Source organism: Nostoc sp. C057 (genome assembly GCF_013393925.1).
Classification (GTDB): domain Bacteria; phylum Cyanobacteriota; class Cyanobacteriia; order Cyanobacteriales; family Nostocaceae; genus Nostoc; species Nostoc muscorum_A.
Genome location: NZ_CP040281.1, coordinates 4,973,233 through 4,992,072 on the forward strand (window position 1 = coordinate 4,973,233; position 18,840 = coordinate 4,992,072).

Here is an 18,840-nt window from a genome sequence, read left to right on the forward strand (position 1 = left end):
ATAATGAAAACTCTTGATAGTCTAACCACACCAGCGTTGCTGCAAACTCTGCAATTAATTGCTCAACCCACAAAAACTTTAGAAAAGTATGCTACAAAGTACGGTGATATTTTCACAATGCGGGTAATGGGTTTAAAGTCGCCACCAATAGTATTTTTTAGCCATCCCCAAGCAATTAGTGATTGTTTTGCCATCCCTGCACACAAGTTAGATTTTAAAAAAGCAACCCATGTGTTTAAACCCTTATTTGGAGAGAATTCTCTTGTATTTCAAGAAGCGCGATCGCACCAACAACAACGGCAGCTATTACTACCAGCTTTTCATGGCGATAATTTAAAATCTTATGGACAAACAATTTGCCAAATTACTGAAGAATTTACACAAAATTGGACATCAGGTACAAATATTTGTATACACAAATTAATGTCAAATATCACTTTAGAAATTATTTTACAAGTGGTATTTGGTATTACTCATGGTAGGCGTTACCAAGAATTAAAAGAACAATTGAGTTCTTTATTAGAAGACATAACTAAACCTTGGTATTCCAGCTTGTTTTTCTTTCCTTTGCTGCAAAAAGATTTAGGCGCATGGAGTCCTTGGGGACTTTTCTTAAAAAGACGAGAGCAAATTGACAAACTCATCTATGCAGAAATTTCTGAAAGACGTTGGCAAAATGATGCTATGCGTACAGATATTCTCAGTATGCTGATGTCAGCGCGTGACGTAAATGGGCAACAGATGACAGATGAGGAATTACGCGATCAACTAGTTTCATTATTGCTGTTAGGTTATGAAACTACATCTGGTGTATTAGCTTGGATATTTTATTTAATTCACTCTCACCCAGAGGTTAAACATCGGCTAATGCAAGAACTAAATACCTTGGACAATCTCACAAATCCTGAAGCGATTACACAATTACCTTATCTCACCGCCGTCTGTCAAGAAACACTGCGAATTCATCCTATTGCTTTAATTTGCACACCACGAATGGTAAAAGAACCAGTGGAAATTCTGGGGCATAAATTTACATCAGAAACAGTTTTAGTTCCATGTATTCATTTAGCACATCGCCGAACAGACACTTACTCAGAACCAGAACAGTTTCGTCCAGAAAGATTCCTCAACCAAAAATTTTCACCTTACGAATATTTACCCTTTGGTGGAGGTTATCGCGGTTGCATTGGTGCAGCATTTTCTATGTATGAACTAAAATTAGTAACAGCCATAATATTATCTCGCTTTGAATTAAGCCTTACTGATAAACGTCCAGCATATCCAGTCCGTCGTGGTATTACAATTCTCCCTAGCGGCGGTGTCAAAATGGTTGTTACTAAAAAAGCAAAATTTAAAAGACAAACAATACTTTCTACTTGATTACTCAATCCTCCGATTTGCATATACCTAAATACAGATCCGCTCCTTAGCATATAGCCTTTACAGTAACTAGTAAGAGGACATTTAGGAGATTACTAATTCATGCCTGATGAGCATCGGTTGGAGGAAAAATTTTTATCCCAGGAAGCTGAAAGAAGAATATCTGAAAAGCTAGATGACGCGGAAAAAATAGAAATAGATGTACAAACCGATCTGTTGAAAATAGTTCAGGGACAAGCGGATGGAGTTTCGGTTGTAGGACAAGGATTAGTAATCCAAGAAGATATTCGCGTACAAGAAATACGGCTGCAAACAGATAGTATCTCCATCAATCCTTTCAGCGCTCTTTTGGGTCAAATAGAACTCAATGAACCAGTCAATACCATAGCTCGTATTATACTTACAGAAACCGATATTAACCGCACCTTGGCATCAGATTTCGTTAGCAGCCAGATGCAAGATTTTGATTTGGATGTAGATGGCAAAATTGTGAGTTTTGAGGTACAAAAAATTGAGATATTTTTACCTGGTGATGGGAAAATAGAATGTAAGGGAAGAGTGCTGTTAAAAGAGAGGGGAAATACTCGCCCTTTGGCTTACACTGCGATCGCACGTCCACGCACACATTCACAACCCGCGATGCTGGAGAGTTTTAACTGCACTGAGGGAGGAGGAATTTCCATAGAAGTAGTTTCAGCTTTAATGCAGAAAGCAAAAGGATGGATGAACATACCATATTTTAAATGGGAAGATATGGTGTTTCATATTAAAGATATAACAGTAGAAATTGGTATTTTAATACTGATGGTAGAAACCCAAGTGAGGCAAATACCGTCATCGTCAAATCTACCATCTTCTTAGTAGAATTGACTTTAGTTAAAGATAATTTTTGTTACCGAAGGATGATGTAAAAGTAATAAAAGGTTTCTACTATTTAGAAAGCTACTTATTTCTAAATTCCAACTATGCAAGAGTATGATGTTGTGCTGATCGGTGCTGGACACAATGGGTTAGTTTGTGCAGCTTACTTGTTGAAAGCTGGTTATAGCGTCCTGTTATTGGAAAAGCGTTCTGTTCCAGGTGGTGCAGCAACAACTGAAGAATGTCTACCACAAGAGGCTCCTGGATTTAAATTTAACTTGTGCGCTATTGACCATGAATTTATTCATTTGGGGCCAGTTGTTGAAGAATTAGAACTAGAAAAATATGGCTTGCATTATTTGGAGTGCGATCCAGTTGTTTTCTGTCCTCATCCTGATGGCAAGTATTTCTTAGGGCATAAGTCGCTAGAAAAAACTTGTGCAGAAATTGCTCGTTATAATGAACGTGATGCCAAAAAATACGCAGAATTTGTAGATTTTTGGCAACGAGCAATTGGTGCAATGATTCCTATGTTTAATGCACCGCCAAAGTCAATTATAGATATTCTTGGCAACTACGATATCAAAAAATTCAAAGATTTATTTTCAGTTATTGGTTCTCCAAACAAAACGCTGGACTTTATTCGCACCATGTTAACCAGCGCTGAAGATTTACTTAACGAGTGGTTTGATGAAGAATTTCTGAAAGCACCACTAGCCAGATTAGCATCAGAACTTGGTGCGCCACCATCGCAAAAAACCCTTGCCATTGGTGCAATTATGATGGCGATGCGTCACAACCCTGGAATGGCAAGACCGCGCGGCGGAACTGGCGCACTTGTGCAAGCTTTGGTGAATTTAGTCACAAGCAAAGGTGGCGTTATTCTCACAGATCAGCATGTTGAAAAAGTTTTAATTGATGATGGCAAAGCTGTAGGTGTACGGGTTGCTGGTGGTAAAGAATATCGCGCCAAATACGGGGTTATATCTAATATTGATGCCAAGCGATTGTTCTTACAAATGACTGATAAAAGCGATGTCGATGGAGCCGACCCTGATTTATGGGAAAGATTAGAACGCCGCATCGTTAACAATAACGAAACCATCCTCAAGATAGATTTGGCTTTAGATGAACCATTGCACTTTCCTCACCACGCTCACAAAGATGAATATCTCGTCGGTTCTATCTTGATTGCCGATTCCGTGGCTCATGTAGAACAGGCTCATAGTAAATGTACTTTGGGAGAAATTCCTGATGCTGACCCATCAATGTATGTGGTGATGCCTAGTTATTTAGATCCAACATTAGCACCACCAGGTAAGCACACTGTATGGATTGAGTATTTTGCCCCTTATCAAATTGCTGGTGCAGAAGGCACTGGTTTAAAAGGTACTGGCTGGACAGATGAATTGAAAAACAAAGTTGCAGATAGAGTGGTTGATAAGTTGGCAGACTATGCACCAAATGTCAAAAGTGCAACTATCGCCCGTCGTGTAGAAAGTCCAGCAGAACTAGGAGAAAGATTAGGCGCATACAAAGGGAATTATTATCATGTTGACATGACATTAGATCAGATGATATTTTTCCGTCCATTACCAGAAATAGCCAACTATAAAACGCCAATTGATAATCTATTTTTGACTGGTGCTGGGACTCATCCAGGGGGTTCGATTTCAGGAATGCCGGGACGCAATTGTGCCCGCGCCTTTTTACAGGCAAAACATCCTATTAGCCAAACCTTGAAGGATGCAAGAGATTCGATTAAGTCAACTGTCGAGTCAGTGTTTGGAATTAATTAGGCGTTACAAAGATAAAGCCTCATTATTATCTATTTCTTGCCTTCATGTCTTTGTACTGAAAACATAATTTTGGTATCACAAAGATATGAAGGTATTATTTAAAGTATCCTCTTAGATAGGAATCTGTTTTGATGTTTGTTCGTGCAACGTGGCGTAGACGTACTTATTTGCGTGGGTAGAAAAGAGGCAATAGGAAAGAAGGCTTTTTTAGTTGTACGGAGTTTTTTTTAAATCAAATATGAGTCCTATAGATTTTACAAGCGATAAGTTACATTGATAGACTTCTCATAATTTTTGCAAATATAACGTTGATAGTCATCATTGAGAATTAGTTATTGGCATCCATCCAATGATAGATATTAATCTGATACGCTTTTAAGTTGCATAGTTTCAATCGCTAAAAAGACGCAAAGACGTAATTTGAATGATGATTAGCTTAGATAAATGCTTGAAAAATGAAGCAACTAACATCATTGTCTAGCGAAAACTATTACGATCGCCTATGGCGGGTGGTATACCATTGCACTCTTAGGAAATTACCAAACACTTGCGATGTCTACAACAGGCGACATTTACACAATATATACAACACAAATAATTGTTTTTTTAATGAAATAGGTACTAAGTAATTGCTTTATGTAGATTTAATATGATAATCTAGCCTACGCTTGATTTTAATAAACATCTATGCGTCGTCAACAAAGCTCTTTCTGAAAAGATAAGTGAATTAATGCGTAAAAACTAGTGTATTTTGATAATACTCAAAAAAAGAACGAATTTTAACATCATCTCATAAGTTTTGTAGGTACAGCATGATTGTTCAGCGCTGCTTCGTTGCATCTGGTTTGATAGCTTTCTTCGCATTTGGTTGTAATGGTGGGGCAAACTCATCAATAGAAAATACTACACAAGTTGTCCAAGAAAGTAATGTAACCCAGCTTTTCATAGAAGCGAAGGCTACCCAAAAAGCAGAAGACTTTTTTCATCAAGGTAATAATTTATTAGATGGACAACGTTATGAAGATGCAATAAAGGTATACGATAAAGTGATCGCCATCAAAGTTGAGAGTCCTGAAGCTTGGATTAACCGTGGCATAGCTTTAACATCGTTGCAACGCTACCAAGACGCTCTTGCATCCTATGATAGAGCGATCGCCATCAAACCCGATAAATATGAAGCCTGGTATAATCGTGGTATAGCTTTGACATCGTTGCAGCGCTACAAAGACGCGATCGTATCTTACGACAAAGCGATCGCTATCCAACCCAACAAATATCAAGCCTTAATTAACCGAGGCATTGCACTGACAAAGCTACACCGCTACAAAGACGCGATCGCATCTTATGATAGAGCGATCGCCATCAAGCAAGATTTGCACCAAGCATATTACAATAAAGCTTGCTCTTATGCTTTACAAAGCAATCTAGAATTAGCAATTGAAAACCTAGACAAAGCAATCAAGCTTGTTCCTGATAAATACAAGAAATTAGCAAAAACTGACCCAGACTTTAGCAAAGTGCGTAGTGAAAAGCAGTTTCAGGAATTAGTGCAATAGTATTTTATCACTACCACTCAGTGTAGAATATAAGCCTGCTTTAGCAAGATTTTTTCTTGAGCGGTTTACGGTTAGACATGAAAAAATTGTTAATCACCGGGGCAAGTGGTTTTTTAGGATGGCATCTTTGCCAGCTTGCAAAACCAGAATGGGAGATTTATGGCACTTATTTATCCCATCCTTTAGAGATTTTTGGCATTAAAACTTTAAAAGCGAACTTAACAAATTTTCAGGAATTGAAACGCATATTTAATGATGTCAAACCAGAAGCAGTTATTCATACTGCCGCACATTCGCAACCAAATTTTTGTCAAACAAACCCCAAAGAATCGCACGCAATTAACGTCATAGCATCCTGTAATATTGCCGGACTGTGTGCAGATAACTCTATTCCTTGTGCTTTTACCTCAACCGACTTAGTTTTTGATGGTTTAAATGCCCCATATCAAGAAACAGATGCCGTGTGCCCCGTCAATCTTTACGGTGAGCAGAAAGCTATAGCTGAAGCAGATATGCTAGAAAGGTATCCCATGACCGCAGTGTGTCGGATGCCGTTGATGTTTGGTGCAGCAACACCCACAGCTAAAAGCTTTATTCAGCCATTTATTGAGACTTTACAAGCAGAAAAAGAACTAAGTTTATTTATAGATGAATTTCGCACCCCAGTAAGTGGAACAACCGCCGCCAAAGGACTTTTATTAGCATTAGAAAAAGTTAATGGCATCATTCACTTGGGTGGCAAAGAGCGGATTTCGCGTTATGATTTTGGACAGATATTAGTGGAAGTATTTCAACTTCCTAGCACTGGTCTGAAATCCTGCCGACAACAAGATGTGAAAATGGCAGCACCTAGACCAGCAGATGTTTCTTTGCATAGTTCTAAAGCTTTTGCATTGGGGTATCAGCCTTTATCTGTAAGGGAAGAATTAGAAATGCTACAGGTACTTGCACTTAAAGAATACGATTTAGACAAAAATTCAGCCCATCAATAAATGGAAACAGTTTCTAGACTATTGGTGATCAATTGCTTGGTCTTTATTCCGCAGATTCAATAAGAATCACTTCCTCTCTAGGAATATATCTACCGCTATAAGCAAGACGTACTTTTCCATCTTGGGCAATATCATTGATTTCTTCTCCCTTGCGATTCCACCAATTGGGTGCATACATCCAGGTGCATCTGTCACCTATTTTGAGTCTCTGTACTTTACTTGCAGTTTCCTGGCTCCAATCTTGTATTGGATTAAGTATATTGTAAGGAATTATTTCTGTTTTAATTATCTTTATGCAGGCGGTATTGCCTTCTTCTTTTTCTAATTCAGTCTTTTTGCATGAGCTTGTCATAGATATAAAATCTGCTTCTGAAATAAATAAGTTTTTAAAGTCTATCCACTCATAACGCTCTATACTTTGCCCTAGCAAGACAACTTTGGCTCTATGGGTATCAATATCAAACTCTATTGCAGCCCCTATATCTCCCTGATGTGTTTGACATAGTAGCTTGAGTTTCTGAAGTAACTCTAAATCTAATTTTGCTAAAGGTGTTTCATATCTCTTTGTATTATCATCATCACCATCAAATTGTTCGACTGTATCGCTCACATGTGAGATAGAAGACTTGCCAGTAAAACCCATATCAAATATTATAGGGTCTTTGAGTAGTTTCTCATGTTCAAGTATTGCTTGATATATAACCTCGGCTGTTGTGTCTGTGGTTACATCACTGATTTCACTATGTCTGTTTATAAGCTTGTGCTGATTAAATTGAATGTCTCCATATATATCTTTTTCTTCTATATAGATGAATCCGGTTCTAGTATCTTCCAAGTGCGTGATTTCATGATAAGTTGCAACTTTTTGAATATCCTGAGCCATTCCATAAGCTTCCAGGCATGAAGCTAACAGTACTGCCTGAGTTGCACCCAGACCACCAACACCTTTACCCCATTCATCAGCAGATCCTCTTCTGCTGATTTCCCCAATTGCGTAAATTGTTGCTCCTACATTGTTGCTTTTGTCTTTCTCTACCCTTGTTGTAATAGAATTAAAACTTGTAGGAGAAGTCTGTATTTCGTAATTTAGAAAACCTGCTCCCTTTTTATTAACAAGTGCAATATCAGTCCTTCTACCTGGGTATTGGTATTCTTGAATTGACTCAAAATTGTCTTGTTTAAAGTAGGTTTGAGTAGTTGCATTAAGTATATTTTCTGCTCGACTTTTGGCATATTTATGTACTGCACTTTCGCTTCTAGTACTGACAAATTGATTGATGATACAATCTATTTCTGTTTCTTGTACTTCTTCTATATTGACGTTATGAGAAAAATGTCCACTAACCCAGAATGATGTTTCTTTGCGTGTTTTATGGTGCGCTTTTTTATAGAAAAGTGGGCGATCGCAGAATATATATGTGAAAATTTCATCCTTATCGTAGAGGCTCAATTGAGCATCAACAAAAATACGGTTCTTATTTAATGCGTATCGAACCATATATACTAAATTCCATAGCTAAGTAAAAAATATCAATAGCTATAAGATATTATACCAATTTTTTGTAAATTTACACTGGATAATTACTTAAGTTATATCTTCCTTGTAGTTCGTTTAATAAATATTACCTGCATCTTCATGGAGAATTAGTATTAATAAAGAAATCTTTCATCTTGTGTCTTGGGACGAAACAAAATCCATACCATTATTCCGAGACTCCAAATATTAGCCGCCTTTCTGTAAACAGAAAGGCGGTTAGCGCTGAGGTACTACGAATAAGCATCCATTGGCAGACAAGAACAAACAAAATTCCTATCGCCAAAGGCTGCATCAATGCGACTGACAGCAGGCCAGAATTTATACTCACGAGTCCAAGGTGCAGGGTAGGCAGCTTGTTCACGAGAATAAGGATGATTCCATTCTCCAGTAATCAGACTTTCAGCAGTGTGGGGTGCGTTCTTCAAAACATTATCTTGGATATCCACCTTGCCAACTTCTATTCCGGCAATTTCTTGGCGAATAGAAATCAACGCATCACAGAAACGATCCAACTCTTGCTTAGATTCACTTTCTGTAGGTTCCACCATGATTGTACCGCCTACAGGCCAGGAGACAGTCGGCGCATGGAAACCATAATCTATGAGACGCTTGGCGACATCATCGATTTCGATCGCAGCTGATTTTTTTAGCGATCGCAAATCTAAAATACATTCATGGGCAACTAGACCATTTTTCCCCTGATATAAAACCGGATAGTACGATTCCAGTTTCTTAGCAATGTAGTTAGCGTTGAGAATCGCCACCTTAGTTGCTTCGGTCAAACCATCTGCACCCATCATGGCGATGTACATCCAAGAAATCACCAAGATACTTGCACTACCCCAAGGCGCAGCCGCCACAGCACCAATATGTGAGTGCTGAGTTGAGTCGTTGATAGTAACAACAGGATGTCCGGGGAGAAAAGGCACGAGATGAGACGCTACCCCGATAGGCCCCATACCAGGGCCACCGCCACCATGAGGAATACAGAAGGTTTTGTGCAGATTCAAGTGACAGACATCTGCACCAATATCTCCAGGACGGCAAATTCCCACTTGGGCATTCATATTTGCCCCATCCATGTAAACTTGTCCACCATGACTATGGACAACAGCGCAGATTTCCTGAATTGGTTCCTCAAAAACACCGTGAGTTGAGGGATATGTCACCATTAAGGCGGCGAGTTCATTGCTGTGTTTTTCTGCCTTCGCCTTCAAGTCATCAACGTCAATATTACCTTGTGAGTCACAGGCAACAGCCACCACCTTCATTCCACACATCACTGCACTTGCTGGATTTGTCCCGTGTGCCGAGGTGGGAATCAAACAAACATTGCGGTGTGCTTCGCCCCGATTTTCGTGATATTGACGAATTACTAAAAGTCCAGCATACTCGCCCTGAGAACCAGCATTTGGTTGTAGAGAAATTCCAGCAAAACCAGTAATTTCAGCTAACCATGCCTCAAGTTGCTGGAATAGGATTTGATAACCTTGGGTTTGGGACGCGGGGGCAAATGGATGAATCTTGCCAAATTCCTCCCAACTTACCGGAATCATCTCAGCAGTTGCATTCAACTTCATTGTGCAAGAACCCAAAGGAATCATCGATGTAGTTAGCGACAAGTCCTTAGCTTCTAGCTTGTGCAGATAACGCAACAACTCAGTTTCTGAGTGATAGCGGTTAAAAACTGGGTGAGTGAGATAGGTGCTTTGACGGCTAAATGGTTCACCGCTTAAACCTGATTGCTGAATTATCCATTCCATCTCTTGCACATTCAAAACAAACCGTAGCTCATCTGTCCCCACAAAAATCTGGCATATATCTCGCACATCATCCAATGTGGTAGTCTCATCAAGCGAAATACCAACAGTAGATGTATCAAAAATACGTAGATTAATTTGACGAGCTTCAGCAGCTTGTAGAATTTCTTGCAGAGGTTTAGTTCCTAACTCCACCTGTAGCGTATCAAAGAAAGGTTTAGAACTGATGCTATAACCTAGTCGCTGCAACCACTCTGCCAAAACCAAAGTCAGGGAATGTATCCTTTGAGCTATTGTCTTAAGTCCATCTGGCCCATGATAGACAGCGTACATACTCGCCATCACCGCCAGTAGCACTTGTGCAGTACAAATATTACTAGTAGCTTTCTCGCGGCGGATGTGCTGTTCGCGGGTTTGTAAGGCGAGACGCAATGCAGGTTTACCTTGAGCATCTTTTGATACTCCCACAATTCGCCCTGGAACCAGCCGCTTATACTCTTCCTTCGTCGCAAAGTATGCCGCATGAGGCCCCCCAAACCCCAACGGAATACCAAAGCGCTGGGTGCTACCGACAGCAATATCAGCGCCAAATTCCCCAGGAGGGGTGAGCAAAGTTAAACTTAAAGGATCTGCTGCTACCGTCACCAATGCACCCTTAGCATGGGCTTTTTCTATAAAAGCGCGGTAGTCGTAAATGGTGCCATCACTTGCAGGGTATTGCAAAACAGCCCCAAAAATTGGTTGATCAAAATCAAATGTTTGATGATCGCCGATAATGATCTTAATCCCTAATGGTTTAGCCCGTGTTTGTAACACGTCGATAGTTTGGGGATGGCAGTCACCAGAGACGAAATAAGCATTTGCCTGATTTTTACAAACACCATAGCTTAGACTCATTGCTTCAGCTGCGGCTGTGGCTTCATCTAGTAACGAAGCATTGGCGATTTCCAAACCTGTTAAGTCGATAATCAAGGTTTGAAAATTTAGCAGCGCTTCAAGTCGTCCTTGGGCAATTTCTGGCTGATAAGGAGTGTAAGCAGTATACCAACCAGGGTTTTCCAAGATATTACGTCCAATCACAGGTGGGGTAATAGTGTCGTAATATCCCATACCGATGTATGAACGGAAAACCTGATTTTTGGCAGCAATTTTTTTTAAGGATGCCAGTGCTGCATACTCACTTTCGGCTTCTGGTAACTTTAGGGGTTGCTTCAGCCTGATTGTCTGGGGAACTGTTTGGTCAATTAGGGCATCCAGGCTGGGAAATCCCAAAACCTTAAGCATAAGCTGGATGTCGTCGGAGTTAGGGCCAATATGTCTTGGCACAAAACTACTCAACTTTTGACTTTTTTCGTCCAGCACTTGCTGCTCATTAGACTTGAGAATAGGGGCGTTTAATACCACAAATTACTCTCCAGATGGTACTATTTCATATTTTGCAATAAATACTGATGAGAAGTAGGTGTAACTTTTCAATTTATCTAAATTTCATGACTTATTTTCGAGTGGAATGGCAGATAGGAGAGATGCGGGAGACAAGGGAGATGGGGAGGAAATTTTTACCTGTCCTCCTTGTCCCCTCATCTCCCACTCTTTACTCTCCTTCTACTTGCGCCCGATACTCATCTGCTGTCAAAGCATCTTCAACTTCACCAGGGTCATTGACGCGCACTTTCAAAAACCACCCTTCTCCGTAGGGGTCTTCTGACACTTCTTCAGGAGAATTAATTAAGGCTTCATTGCGTTCTATAACAGTACCAGTGACTGGTGAATTAAGCTCTTCAACGGCTTTCACTGATTCAATTGTGCCAAAGTTTTCTCCCCTGGTCAGAGCGTCGCCAATTTCTGGCAGTTCCAAAAAGACGATATCACCCAATTCATGTACGGCAAACTCAGTAATGCCAATGGTGGCAATTTCGCCATCTATTCGCACGTATTCATGAGAATCCAAGTATCTGAAATCTTGAGGATATTCAAAAGACATATCACTTCCTCTCCCTTATCAAAAAAATTATTGCCCCAACAGTCATCCAAGCCATATATGGTAATGAACCTTACTGTAGATTGAGTAACTCACAACACATTATTCCTCAAAAACCTTGGCGCTTGTTAGTTAGCAGCACGATTTTTTGACCGATAAAAAGGACGTTTAACTACAACTGCTGGGTAAGCTTTGCCGCGAATTTCGACTTCTAGCTGTTGACCAACGGTTGCTAATTGGGTAGGAACGTAAGCTAAAGCAATGGGATAACCCAGTGTAGGTGACAAAGTGCCACTAGAAACTTCTCCCACAACTTTACCTGTGGATAACACTTGGTAGCCATGACGGGCAATGTTGCGTCCTTGAGTTTGTAAACCCACCAATCGACGCTTCACTCCCTTGGATTTTTGCTCTGCTAAAACTTCTCTTCCAATAAAATCACCTTTGGTATCTAAGTGGACTAGCCACCCCAAACCCGCTTCTAAGGGTGTGGTGGTGTCATCAATATCTTGTCCGTAAAGTGCCATCGCTGCTTCTAGGCGCAGAGTGTCTCTCGCACCAAGTCCACAGGGGATAACACCACTTTTATGGAGACTTCGCCACAATTCTACTCCCACATCTGGGTCTACCATCACCTCAAAGCCATCTTCTCCGGTGTAACCTGTGCGGGCCAGGAAGGCAGGTTTACCTAGTAAGGTTGCTTCTAAATGTCCGAAGGCTTTGATTGGTTGTAAGTCTTCTTGCACTAAAAGCTGAAGATATTTAATCGCTTTTGGCCCTTGCACGGCAATTAAGACTTTATCTGGTGAAAGGTCTTGGAATTGCACTTTATCCAGGTCAAGATGTTGCAAAATCCATGCTTTATCTTTACCAGAGGTTGCTGCATTGACGATAATAAATGCTTTTTGTATACCAGTGGTGTCTTCACCTTGGTAATAAACAATGATGTCGTCAATAATTCCCGCTTGGGGATTTAACAATACGGTGTATTGTGCTTGACCAGGTTGCAATCGACTCAAGTCTGAAGGCACTAGAGGCTGGAGTTGGGAAATGAGATTTTTACCTTGGAGGGTAAATTTACCCATGTGGGAAATATCGAACATTCCGGCTGTATTTCTTACAGCCTCGTGTTCGCGGCTAATGCCACTAAATTGCACGGGCATTTCCCAGCCACCAAAACTAGTAAAGCGGGCTTTGAGTTCTACACCCACTTGATATAAAGGGGTTCGCGCCAGAGATTGGGCGTTGTCTTCTTGATTAGCCACAGGTAATTATTGCGTAGATGCGGAGCAACTTGCCGTTAGGCATCGCACCTCAACATCTATCATCCTACGAGAGATTAGGGAAGAGGTGACAGGTGACAGGGGACAGATGACAAGTGACAGGTAATAGGAAATAATCTGTACCCTGTAACCTCTAACCTGCACCCTATTCCCTTCTGTGAGGTTTAATAGTTAATAGTAAAAGTGTTGAGATTTATTAAGAAGAGATTATGAAATATTGGCGGCTGTTAGCTAGCTTTGTCTTAGCTATGGTTCTTTTTTTGTTTCCCCTATCGGCGGAAGCTGCAAGTTCTTCTAGTATTACCCGTTCTGTGGGTAATGATGAACTAAAGGGTAAGGATTACTCTGGTCAAAGTTTAGTTGGTACTGAGTTTACCAATCTCAAATTAGAGAATGCTAATTTTAGCAATGCTGACTTACGTGGTGGCGTGTTTAACGGTACCCTATTGGAGGGAGCAAATCTGCATGGTGCTGATTTTAGTGAAGGCATAGCTTATCTCACAAGGTTTAAAGATGCTGATTTAAGTGATGCTGTGTTGACCGATGCAATGATGCTGCGTTCTACTTTTGATGATGTAAATGTCACAGGTGCTGATTTTACGAATGCAATTTTAGATGGAACGCAAGTGAAAAAGCTTTGTGTTAAAGCAAGTGGGGTAAATTCTAAAACTGGTGTAGATACTCGCCAGTCTTTAGGATGTAAGTAAAATCTCACCCCTCTTCTTCGCTGGTGGAGAGAGGGGTTAGATTTTAACTAATAGGGGTAGGACAGACTCAGGAAGTATCGTGGTCTAAATAAAAGTCTGAAACAGTCTTTAATTACGAATTACGAATTAGGCGCAGCGATCGCTAGCGATATGCTTCTCTTAAAAAGCTGGCATAATTTGCCCGAATCGTCATAGTAGTAGGATGACCTACAGCTAAAGTTCGTTCGCAAATTTTCAAAGCTTGCTCAAATAAGGGTTTGGCTTTCTTGTAGCGTCTTGTCTGACGGTAGAGTGATGCGATATTATTCAGGCTAATGGCAACATCGGGATGTTCCTCTCCCAGTAGGCGTTTACTCAGTTCTAAAGCTTGCTTATACAAAGGTTCGGCTTTACTGTAGCGTCTTGTCGATTCGTAGAGTTGCGCTAAATTATTCAGGCTAGTGGCGACATCAAGATGGTTGTCTCCTAGCAGGCGTTTTCTCAGTTCTAAGGATTTCTTCAGCAAGGGTTCGGCTTTACTATAGCGTCCTGTATAACAGTACAATGCTGCTAAATTGTTCAGGGTAGTGGCAACATGGGGATGTTCTTCTCCCACTAGACGTTTCCACAGTTTTAAAGCTTGCTGATAAAGTGGTTCAGCTTCTTTGTAGCGTCCTGTAGATTCATAGAGTAATGCTAAATAGCTCAAGGTAGTGGCAACATCGGTATGTTCCTCTCCCAACAGGCGTTTTCTCAGCTCTAAAGCTTGCTGATAAAGTGGTTCAGCTTCGCTGTAACGTCCTGTAAAATCGTAAAGTTGCGCTAAATTGTTCAGGCTAGTGCCGACATCGAGATGTTCTAAACCAAGACGATTTTTAGTTAGTTCTACACACTGCTGCAACCAAGGTTCTGCTTGCTGATAAAGTCCTTGACCTTGATAAAACCAGGCTAATTTGGTAAATAGAGTAATGAGATTTTCATCGCTCACATACTGGGATAAGTGGGTTGCAACTTCTGTTATGTGCGGGATATGTGGAGTGAAATTGACAATATCTTCAGGAGTAAGCTGTTGCGGAATTAGCTTTGCTACCTCTAACATCATCGCTGCAAATTTAGTTTTTGCTTCATCCGCCTCACCTGACTCCTGCAACTTCATTTGAAAAAGTTGCCGAATCGTTGGATTTAGATGATAAATTCCTTGACTTTTTTGTTGTAGTAAATGTAATTCCAGTAAGTCGGCTATAGCTTTCTCCCAAAGTTCTTGTTTTTTGTCATCTTCTACCGTCCCAATAGATAATGGAATGTCAGCTAAGGCACACAAACTTAGCAAACAGCCAAAGCTTTTTGCATTTTCATCTAACTGTTCCCAACTCAACTCAAAAGCTTCAGCTACACCGTCTTTATCAGGCATCAATGAGTTCTCATTGACCACGTTTTCATGTTCCACTCGCTTTTTCTCTAGCCGCTTCAGTAGTGTTTCCAGAGACAAACCTGGCATCTTATCCAGATATTGCCCTACTAACTCTAGCGCTAAAGGTAAATATCCTAAAAATTTACAAATTCTTCTCGCAATCCAAGGTTCTTTTTGCAGTCTTTCCCGAGCCACTAGCGTTTTTAATAATTTCATCGCCGCTAATGGTTTGAGGATATTCAATTCGCTATTATATTTTGCTGTTAGGTAAGATTGTAACTTTTGTAGTTTATCCCGACTGTTGGAAATTGTTAACTCAGGATAGTTTTGGACAAACTTTTTATATACTTCATCTAGCAACTTTTTGAAAACAGCAATATCAACGTTTAATTCGCTAGCAAGTTTCGCTTCACTTTTACCTAAGTGTTCAGTCTGAAAATACTCTACAAAAGCTGCTGTTTGCTGTAGGGATAAGCTATGGGTAGCAGCTTCGTTGGCTAGAAAATTAGCCCATTGCATAAACAGTTTGTCAAGTTTATTTTAGATTCTACTTCGTCTGCATTGGGAAATCTCCTCCCTTGGGGGTGGAAATCCTATTTACATAGAAAGATTTCAAAGCAGCGGCTTATGGTTAGGAATCTTAAGTTGAGCCTCTGAGGGTGAAGGTTGAGCCTTTTAACCTCAAATTTTGAGTTTGGATCTCACAAGGGCCAGGTAATATTTACAACGAGCTACGCCTACGCTCTATTTTTACTGTACTTTAGATACAGGTATTAAATCCTACTTACAAATGATACTATCGCTGATAACTTAGGAACGAATTAATTAATATTTGCCTCTTGAGTAATGACCCCTAACTTTTGACCATTAACTAATGACTCAAGTAGATATTCTCATCCTATCAAATGGCCCTGGTGAGGTAACAACCTGGGTGCGCCCAGTAGTAAGGGCATTGCGGCAAAAATTCGGCGATGACCGAAATCAAGTGAGGATCAGTGTAATCTTATCACCTTGCTCAAATGCTAGTGGTAAAGAAGCTGCGATCGCACTTTCTTATCCAGAAGTAGATAGAGTACAGGCGGCAGAGCATTTTTGGCAATTTTTGCTCTGGGGTAAAACTATTGACAATTGGGACTGGAGAAGTCGCGGTGTAGTTGTTTTTCTCGGTGGCGATCAAATTTTCCCTGTAGTTATAGGTAAAAAGCTCGGATATCGCACAGTGGTTTACGCTGAATGGTCAGCCAGGTGGCATAACTGGATTGATCGTTTTGGCGTGATGAAACCTGAAGTTGCGGCCCGCGTCCCCCAAAAATATGCTCACAAATTTACCGTTGTGGGTGATTTGATGGTAGAAGCTAGTAGTCATTCGTCATTAGTCACTTGTACTGAGCGTAGTCGAAGTATTGGTCATTTGTCCTTAGCAAACGACAAAGGACAAATGACTAATGACATAGACGCGTCAGCGACTTCCCACAGCGTAGGACAAAAGACTGAATTGATTGGTCTACTTCCTGGATCAAAAGCAGCAAAATTAGCCCAAGGAGTACCATTAATTTTAAGTATTGCCGAATATGTTCACGCGAAAAGACCGCAAACTAAATTTGTAGTTCCTGTAGCCCCAACTTTGGATTTACAAACTTTAGCTAGTTTTGCCGATCCTCAAAGGAACTCTATTGCTGAAATCTTTGGCTTTGGTGGTGCTTCCTTAATTGTCCCAGAGGACGATAAAGGCAAACCATTGCTCAAAACAGCAACGGGCGTAACTGTGGAACTGTGGCAAGAAAACCCCGCTTATCACTTATTATCCCAGTGCTGCATCTGCTTGACTACAGTGGGAGCAAACACTGCCGAACTCGGTGCTTTAGCAGTGCCAATGATTGTTTTGCTGCCAACCCAGCAACTTGATGCTATGCGTGCTTGGGATGGTTTACCTGGGTTGTTAGCAAATCTGCCAGGAGTAGGTACACTTTTTGCTAACGTAATCAATTGGTTATTCCTAAGATTCGTAAGACGCAAAGGTTTATTAGCATGGCCAAATATCTGGGCACAGGAAGAGATAGTACCAGAACTTATGGGTAAAATTCAACCGCCAGAAATTGGGGAAATGGTTGTAGACTTATTAGCCCATCCAGAAAAATTGGATGATATCCGCGCTAAACTCCGTAATATTCGTGGCGAAAGCGGTGCAGCCCTGAAGATAGCACAGATTGTTTGCGAGGAAATTGAGAAGTAGGAGGAGAAGTTGCAGTCAGTTTTTCCTGTTCTTCTCTCTACTTAATCGGAAGATTCTCCATCCCTGCGCCCAAGTTCATAAATGCCGGCACCCATACAAGCTAATATTCCTGTACTAATTCCCCAACTCTCACCTAGACTAATTTCCAGACCCCAGTTACATAAAGCACCAACTACCAGAAAAGGCGCGATGCTAAATAATGAGGCGTAGAAAGCATTTTGGGCTTCTCTGCCTTTGCGAGTCTTTTCAAACTCTGTTTGGCTAGTATAAAGCGATCGCTCGGCAAAGTTAAACCAGCGATTGAGTTGTTCGATTACCCATTGATTGACAGGGGAAAAACCTAGATATAGCGCCAATGACCACAAACTCGCTCCTGCGATCGCGATCGTGTTGAACTCAAAGGAAAAAGGAAAAATTTCAGTTAGCATTGCTTATGGGAGTCCTGCAAAGGGTCAACTTTAGCTTTTAGTAGATGCTAAAAAAACCTCTTGTGCAATTTTAAGCATAAAGGTCAACAAGATTTCAACTAGTTGACAACTCTCTTCCTCTTTTAATCCTCCGTTACCTCACAATCTGTCAACAACTCATCTAAACTGTCTGGAAATGTCCCTCGTTCAACCATCTTAGTAAACACCTGGTAGCAATCATTTTTCGCTCCCTGTTTACGTGGAAATCCTAACCACAAAATTACAATCACTTTCAACTCTTCCGTATCAAACGCCCTAAAAAATAGCCGATACCGCTCCGGTAGACCCATCTTTTTCACGCGTCCATAGCGTTTTAATGCCCCCGTCAAGGCAAAATGACTTGCAAACGGGTCAGAAGGAATCTTACTTTCAATTGCAACAGTAATCGCTGCAAATAACTTTACCGTTGTATGGGTTTTATATTCAGCCTCTGGTAATTGCTCCCGTAAACGGGAAACGCGCTCAAACAATTCTTTATATTGAGTAGCAAATAGTTGTGGATGAAAGTAAACTCCCCACCCATTACTGGCAAAATTAGCCATCTTCTAATAACTCATTGTCTAATTCCACACCTGCAATTAGTTCGTGGGCAACCTCAGACATTTCAGTTGTATAAGGTTGCAGCGTGTTATTTTTAAGCGTTTCTGTCATAGCAAAATCGAGAAACAGCCGCATCATTACTGAATCTTCTGCATCTTCATCATCACTAGATTGAGCTACAATCCGCAAAATTGCAGTATCCGGCGACAATACCTCTATCCAACCATCTGCATTGGCAAACTGAGGATGCTCCAGATAAAATTCAGCAGGTAGCCTAAAACCTGCACTGTTACCAATTTTGGTACTACGAATGTTGTAAGAGTTGCTCATCTTCAAGCGTATCTACATGATGTA

15 protein-coding genes are annotated in these 18,840 nt (G+C 40.7%); 7 read left to right on the forward strand and 8 right to left on the reverse strand.

Going from position 1 to position 18,840, the window contains the following annotated elements; genetic code table 11:
• The first annotated feature begins 3 nt into the window (after positions 1-3).
• The 5 genes from FD724_RS21205 (at position 4) to FD724_RS21225 (ending at position 6,588) form a co-directional block, all read left to right on the forward strand.
• Positions 4-1,380 carry a cytochrome P450 gene (locus FD724_RS21205; RefSeq protein ID WP_179074014.1) on the forward strand — a complete coding sequence of 459 codons (1,377 nt, stop codon included), beginning with the start codon at positions 4-6 and terminating at the stop codon, positions 1,378-1,380.
• 102 nt (positions 1,381-1,482) lie between these two features.
• Positions 1,483-2,241 carry a DUF2993 domain-containing protein gene (locus tag FD724_RS21210; protein ID WP_179074015.1) on the forward strand — a complete coding sequence of 253 codons (759 nt, stop codon included), beginning with the start codon at positions 1,483-1,485 and terminating at the stop codon, positions 2,239-2,241.
• Positions 2,242-2,345: 104 nt separating this feature from the next.
• Positions 2,346-4,040: a beta-carotene ketolase CrtO gene (crtO, locus tag FD724_RS21215; protein WP_179074016.1), complete on the forward strand. Its 1,695-nt coding sequence runs from the start codon at positions 2,346-2,348 to the stop codon at positions 4,038-4,040.
• 812 nt (positions 4,041-4,852) lie between these two features.
• Positions 4,853-5,596, forward strand: a complete 744-nt coding sequence (locus FD724_RS21220) for a tetratricopeptide repeat protein (protein ID WP_179074017.1) — start codon at positions 4,853-4,855, stop codon at positions 5,594-5,596.
• A 77-nt stretch (positions 5,597-5,673) separates the two neighbouring features.
• On the forward strand, positions 5,674-6,588 hold the full coding sequence (locus FD724_RS21225; RefSeq protein ID WP_179074018.1) for an NAD(P)-dependent oxidoreductase: 915 nt from the start codon (positions 5,674-5,676) through the stop codon (positions 6,586-6,588).
• A gap of 43 nt (positions 6,589-6,631) precedes the next feature.
• Here the strand turns inward: FD724_RS21225 and FD724_RS21230 are convergent, their stop codons facing one another.
• From FD724_RS21230 to gcvT, 4 genes are all read right to left on the reverse strand, one after another.
• Positions 6,632-8,086: a hypothetical protein gene (locus FD724_RS21230; RefSeq protein ID WP_179074019.1), complete on the reverse strand. Its 1,455-nt coding sequence runs from the start codon at positions 8,084-8,086 to the stop codon at positions 6,632-6,634.
• Between the two features lie 269 nt (positions 8,087-8,355).
• Positions 8,356-11,289 carry an aminomethyl-transferring glycine dehydrogenase gene (gene gcvP, locus FD724_RS21235; RefSeq protein WP_179074020.1) on the reverse strand — a complete coding sequence of 978 codons (2,934 nt, stop codon included), beginning with the start codon at positions 11,287-11,289 and terminating at the stop codon, positions 8,356-8,358.
• 190 nt (positions 11,290-11,479) lie between these two features.
• Positions 11,480-11,869 (reverse strand): glycine cleavage system protein GcvH, encoded by a 390-nt coding sequence (gcvH, locus tag FD724_RS21240; RefSeq protein WP_069072677.1) that lies wholly within the window; start codon positions 11,867-11,869, stop codon positions 11,480-11,482.
• Between the two features lie 125 nt (positions 11,870-11,994).
• A complete protein-coding gene (gcvT, locus tag FD724_RS21245) occupies positions 11,995-13,131 on the reverse strand; it encodes a glycine cleavage system aminomethyltransferase GcvT (protein WP_179074021.1) in 1,137 nt (378 codons plus the stop codon).
• 227 nt (positions 13,132-13,358) lie between these two features.
• Between gcvT and FD724_RS21250 the strand changes: the two genes are divergently transcribed.
• Entirely contained in the window at positions 13,359-13,856 is a 498-nt protein-coding gene (locus FD724_RS21250) for a pentapeptide repeat-containing protein (RefSeq protein WP_114081222.1), read from the forward strand.
• A 142-nt stretch (positions 13,857-13,998) separates the two neighbouring features.
• Here FD724_RS21250 and FD724_RS21255 read toward each other — a convergent pair whose 3' ends face one another.
• A complete protein-coding gene (locus tag FD724_RS21255) occupies positions 13,999-15,765 on the reverse strand; it encodes a tetratricopeptide repeat protein (protein ID WP_179074022.1) in 1,767 nt (588 codons plus the stop codon).
• A 355-nt stretch (positions 15,766-16,120) separates the two neighbouring features.
• On the opposite strand from FD724_RS21255, the gene FD724_RS21260 reads away from it, so the two are divergent.
• Positions 16,121-17,479 (forward strand): lipid-A-disaccharide synthase, encoded by a 1,359-nt coding sequence (locus FD724_RS21260; RefSeq protein WP_179074023.1) that lies wholly within the window; start codon positions 16,121-16,123, stop codon positions 17,477-17,479.
• A gap of 41 nt (positions 17,480-17,520) precedes the next feature.
• Here the strand turns inward: FD724_RS21260 and FD724_RS21265 are convergent, their stop codons facing one another.
• From FD724_RS21265 to FD724_RS21275, 3 genes are all read right to left on the reverse strand, one after another.
• Entirely contained in the window at positions 17,521-17,907 is a 387-nt protein-coding gene (locus tag FD724_RS21265) for a hypothetical protein (RefSeq protein ID WP_179074024.1), read from the reverse strand.
• 122 nt (positions 17,908-18,029) lie between these two features.
• Positions 18,030-18,488 (reverse strand): type II toxin-antitoxin system YhaV family toxin, encoded by a 459-nt coding sequence (locus FD724_RS21270; RefSeq protein WP_179074025.1) that lies wholly within the window; start codon positions 18,486-18,488, stop codon positions 18,030-18,032.
• The gene (locus tag FD724_RS21275) at positions 18,481-18,816 is read right to left on the reverse strand and encodes a hypothetical protein (protein WP_179074026.1); all 336 of its coding nucleotides are present in this window, start codon (positions 18,814-18,816) and stop codon (positions 18,481-18,483) included. The genes FD724_RS21270 and FD724_RS21275 overlap by 8 nt, the downstream gene beginning before the upstream one ends.
• Positions 18,817-18,840: the final 24 nt, after the last annotated feature.

Bases quoted from the DNA above. Each gene is read 5' to 3' on its own strand.
- FD724_RS21205 (WP_179074014.1), top strand. From the start codon at position 4: ATGAAAACTCTTGATAGTCTAACCACACCAGCGTTGCTGCAAACTCTG.
- FD724_RS21210 (WP_179074015.1), top strand. From the start codon at position 1,483: ATGCCTGATGAGCATCGGTTGGAGGAAAAATTTTTATCCCAGGAAGCT.
- crtO (WP_179074016.1), top strand. From the start codon at position 2,346: ATGCAAGAGTATGATGTTGTGCTGATCGGTGCTGGACACAATGGGTTA.
- FD724_RS21220 (WP_179074017.1), top strand. From the start codon at position 4,853: ATGATTGTTCAGCGCTGCTTCGTTGCATCTGGTTTGATAGCTTTCTTC.
- FD724_RS21225 (WP_179074018.1), top strand. From the start codon at position 5,674: ATGAAAAAATTGTTAATCACCGGGGCAAGTGGTTTTTTAGGATGGCAT.
- FD724_RS21230 (WP_179074019.1), bottom strand. From the start codon at position 8,086: ATGGTTCGATACGCATTAAATAAGAACCGTATTTTTGTTGATGCTCAA.
- gcvH (WP_069072677.1), bottom strand. From the start codon at position 11,869: ATGTCTTTTGAATATCCTCAAGATTTCAGATACTTGGATTCTCATGAA.
- FD724_RS21250 (WP_114081222.1), top strand. From the start codon at position 13,359: ATGAAATATTGGCGGCTGTTAGCTAGCTTTGTCTTAGCTATGGTTCTT.
- FD724_RS21255 (WP_179074022.1), bottom strand. From the start codon at position 15,765: ATGCAATGGGCTAATTTTCTAGCCAACGAAGCTGCTACCCATAGCTTA.
- FD724_RS21260 (WP_179074023.1), top strand. From the start codon at position 16,121: ATGACTCAAGTAGATATTCTCATCCTATCAAATGGCCCTGGTGAGGTA.
- FD724_RS21265 (WP_179074024.1), bottom strand. From the start codon at position 17,907: ATGCTAACTGAAATTTTTCCTTTTTCCTTTGAGTTCAACACGATCGCG.
- FD724_RS21270 (WP_179074025.1), bottom strand. From the start codon at position 18,488: ATGGCTAATTTTGCCAGTAATGGGTGGGGAGTTTACTTTCATCCACAA.
- FD724_RS21275 (WP_179074026.1), bottom strand. From the start codon at position 18,816: ATGAGCAACTCTTACAACATTCGTAGTACCAAAATTGGTAACAGTGCA.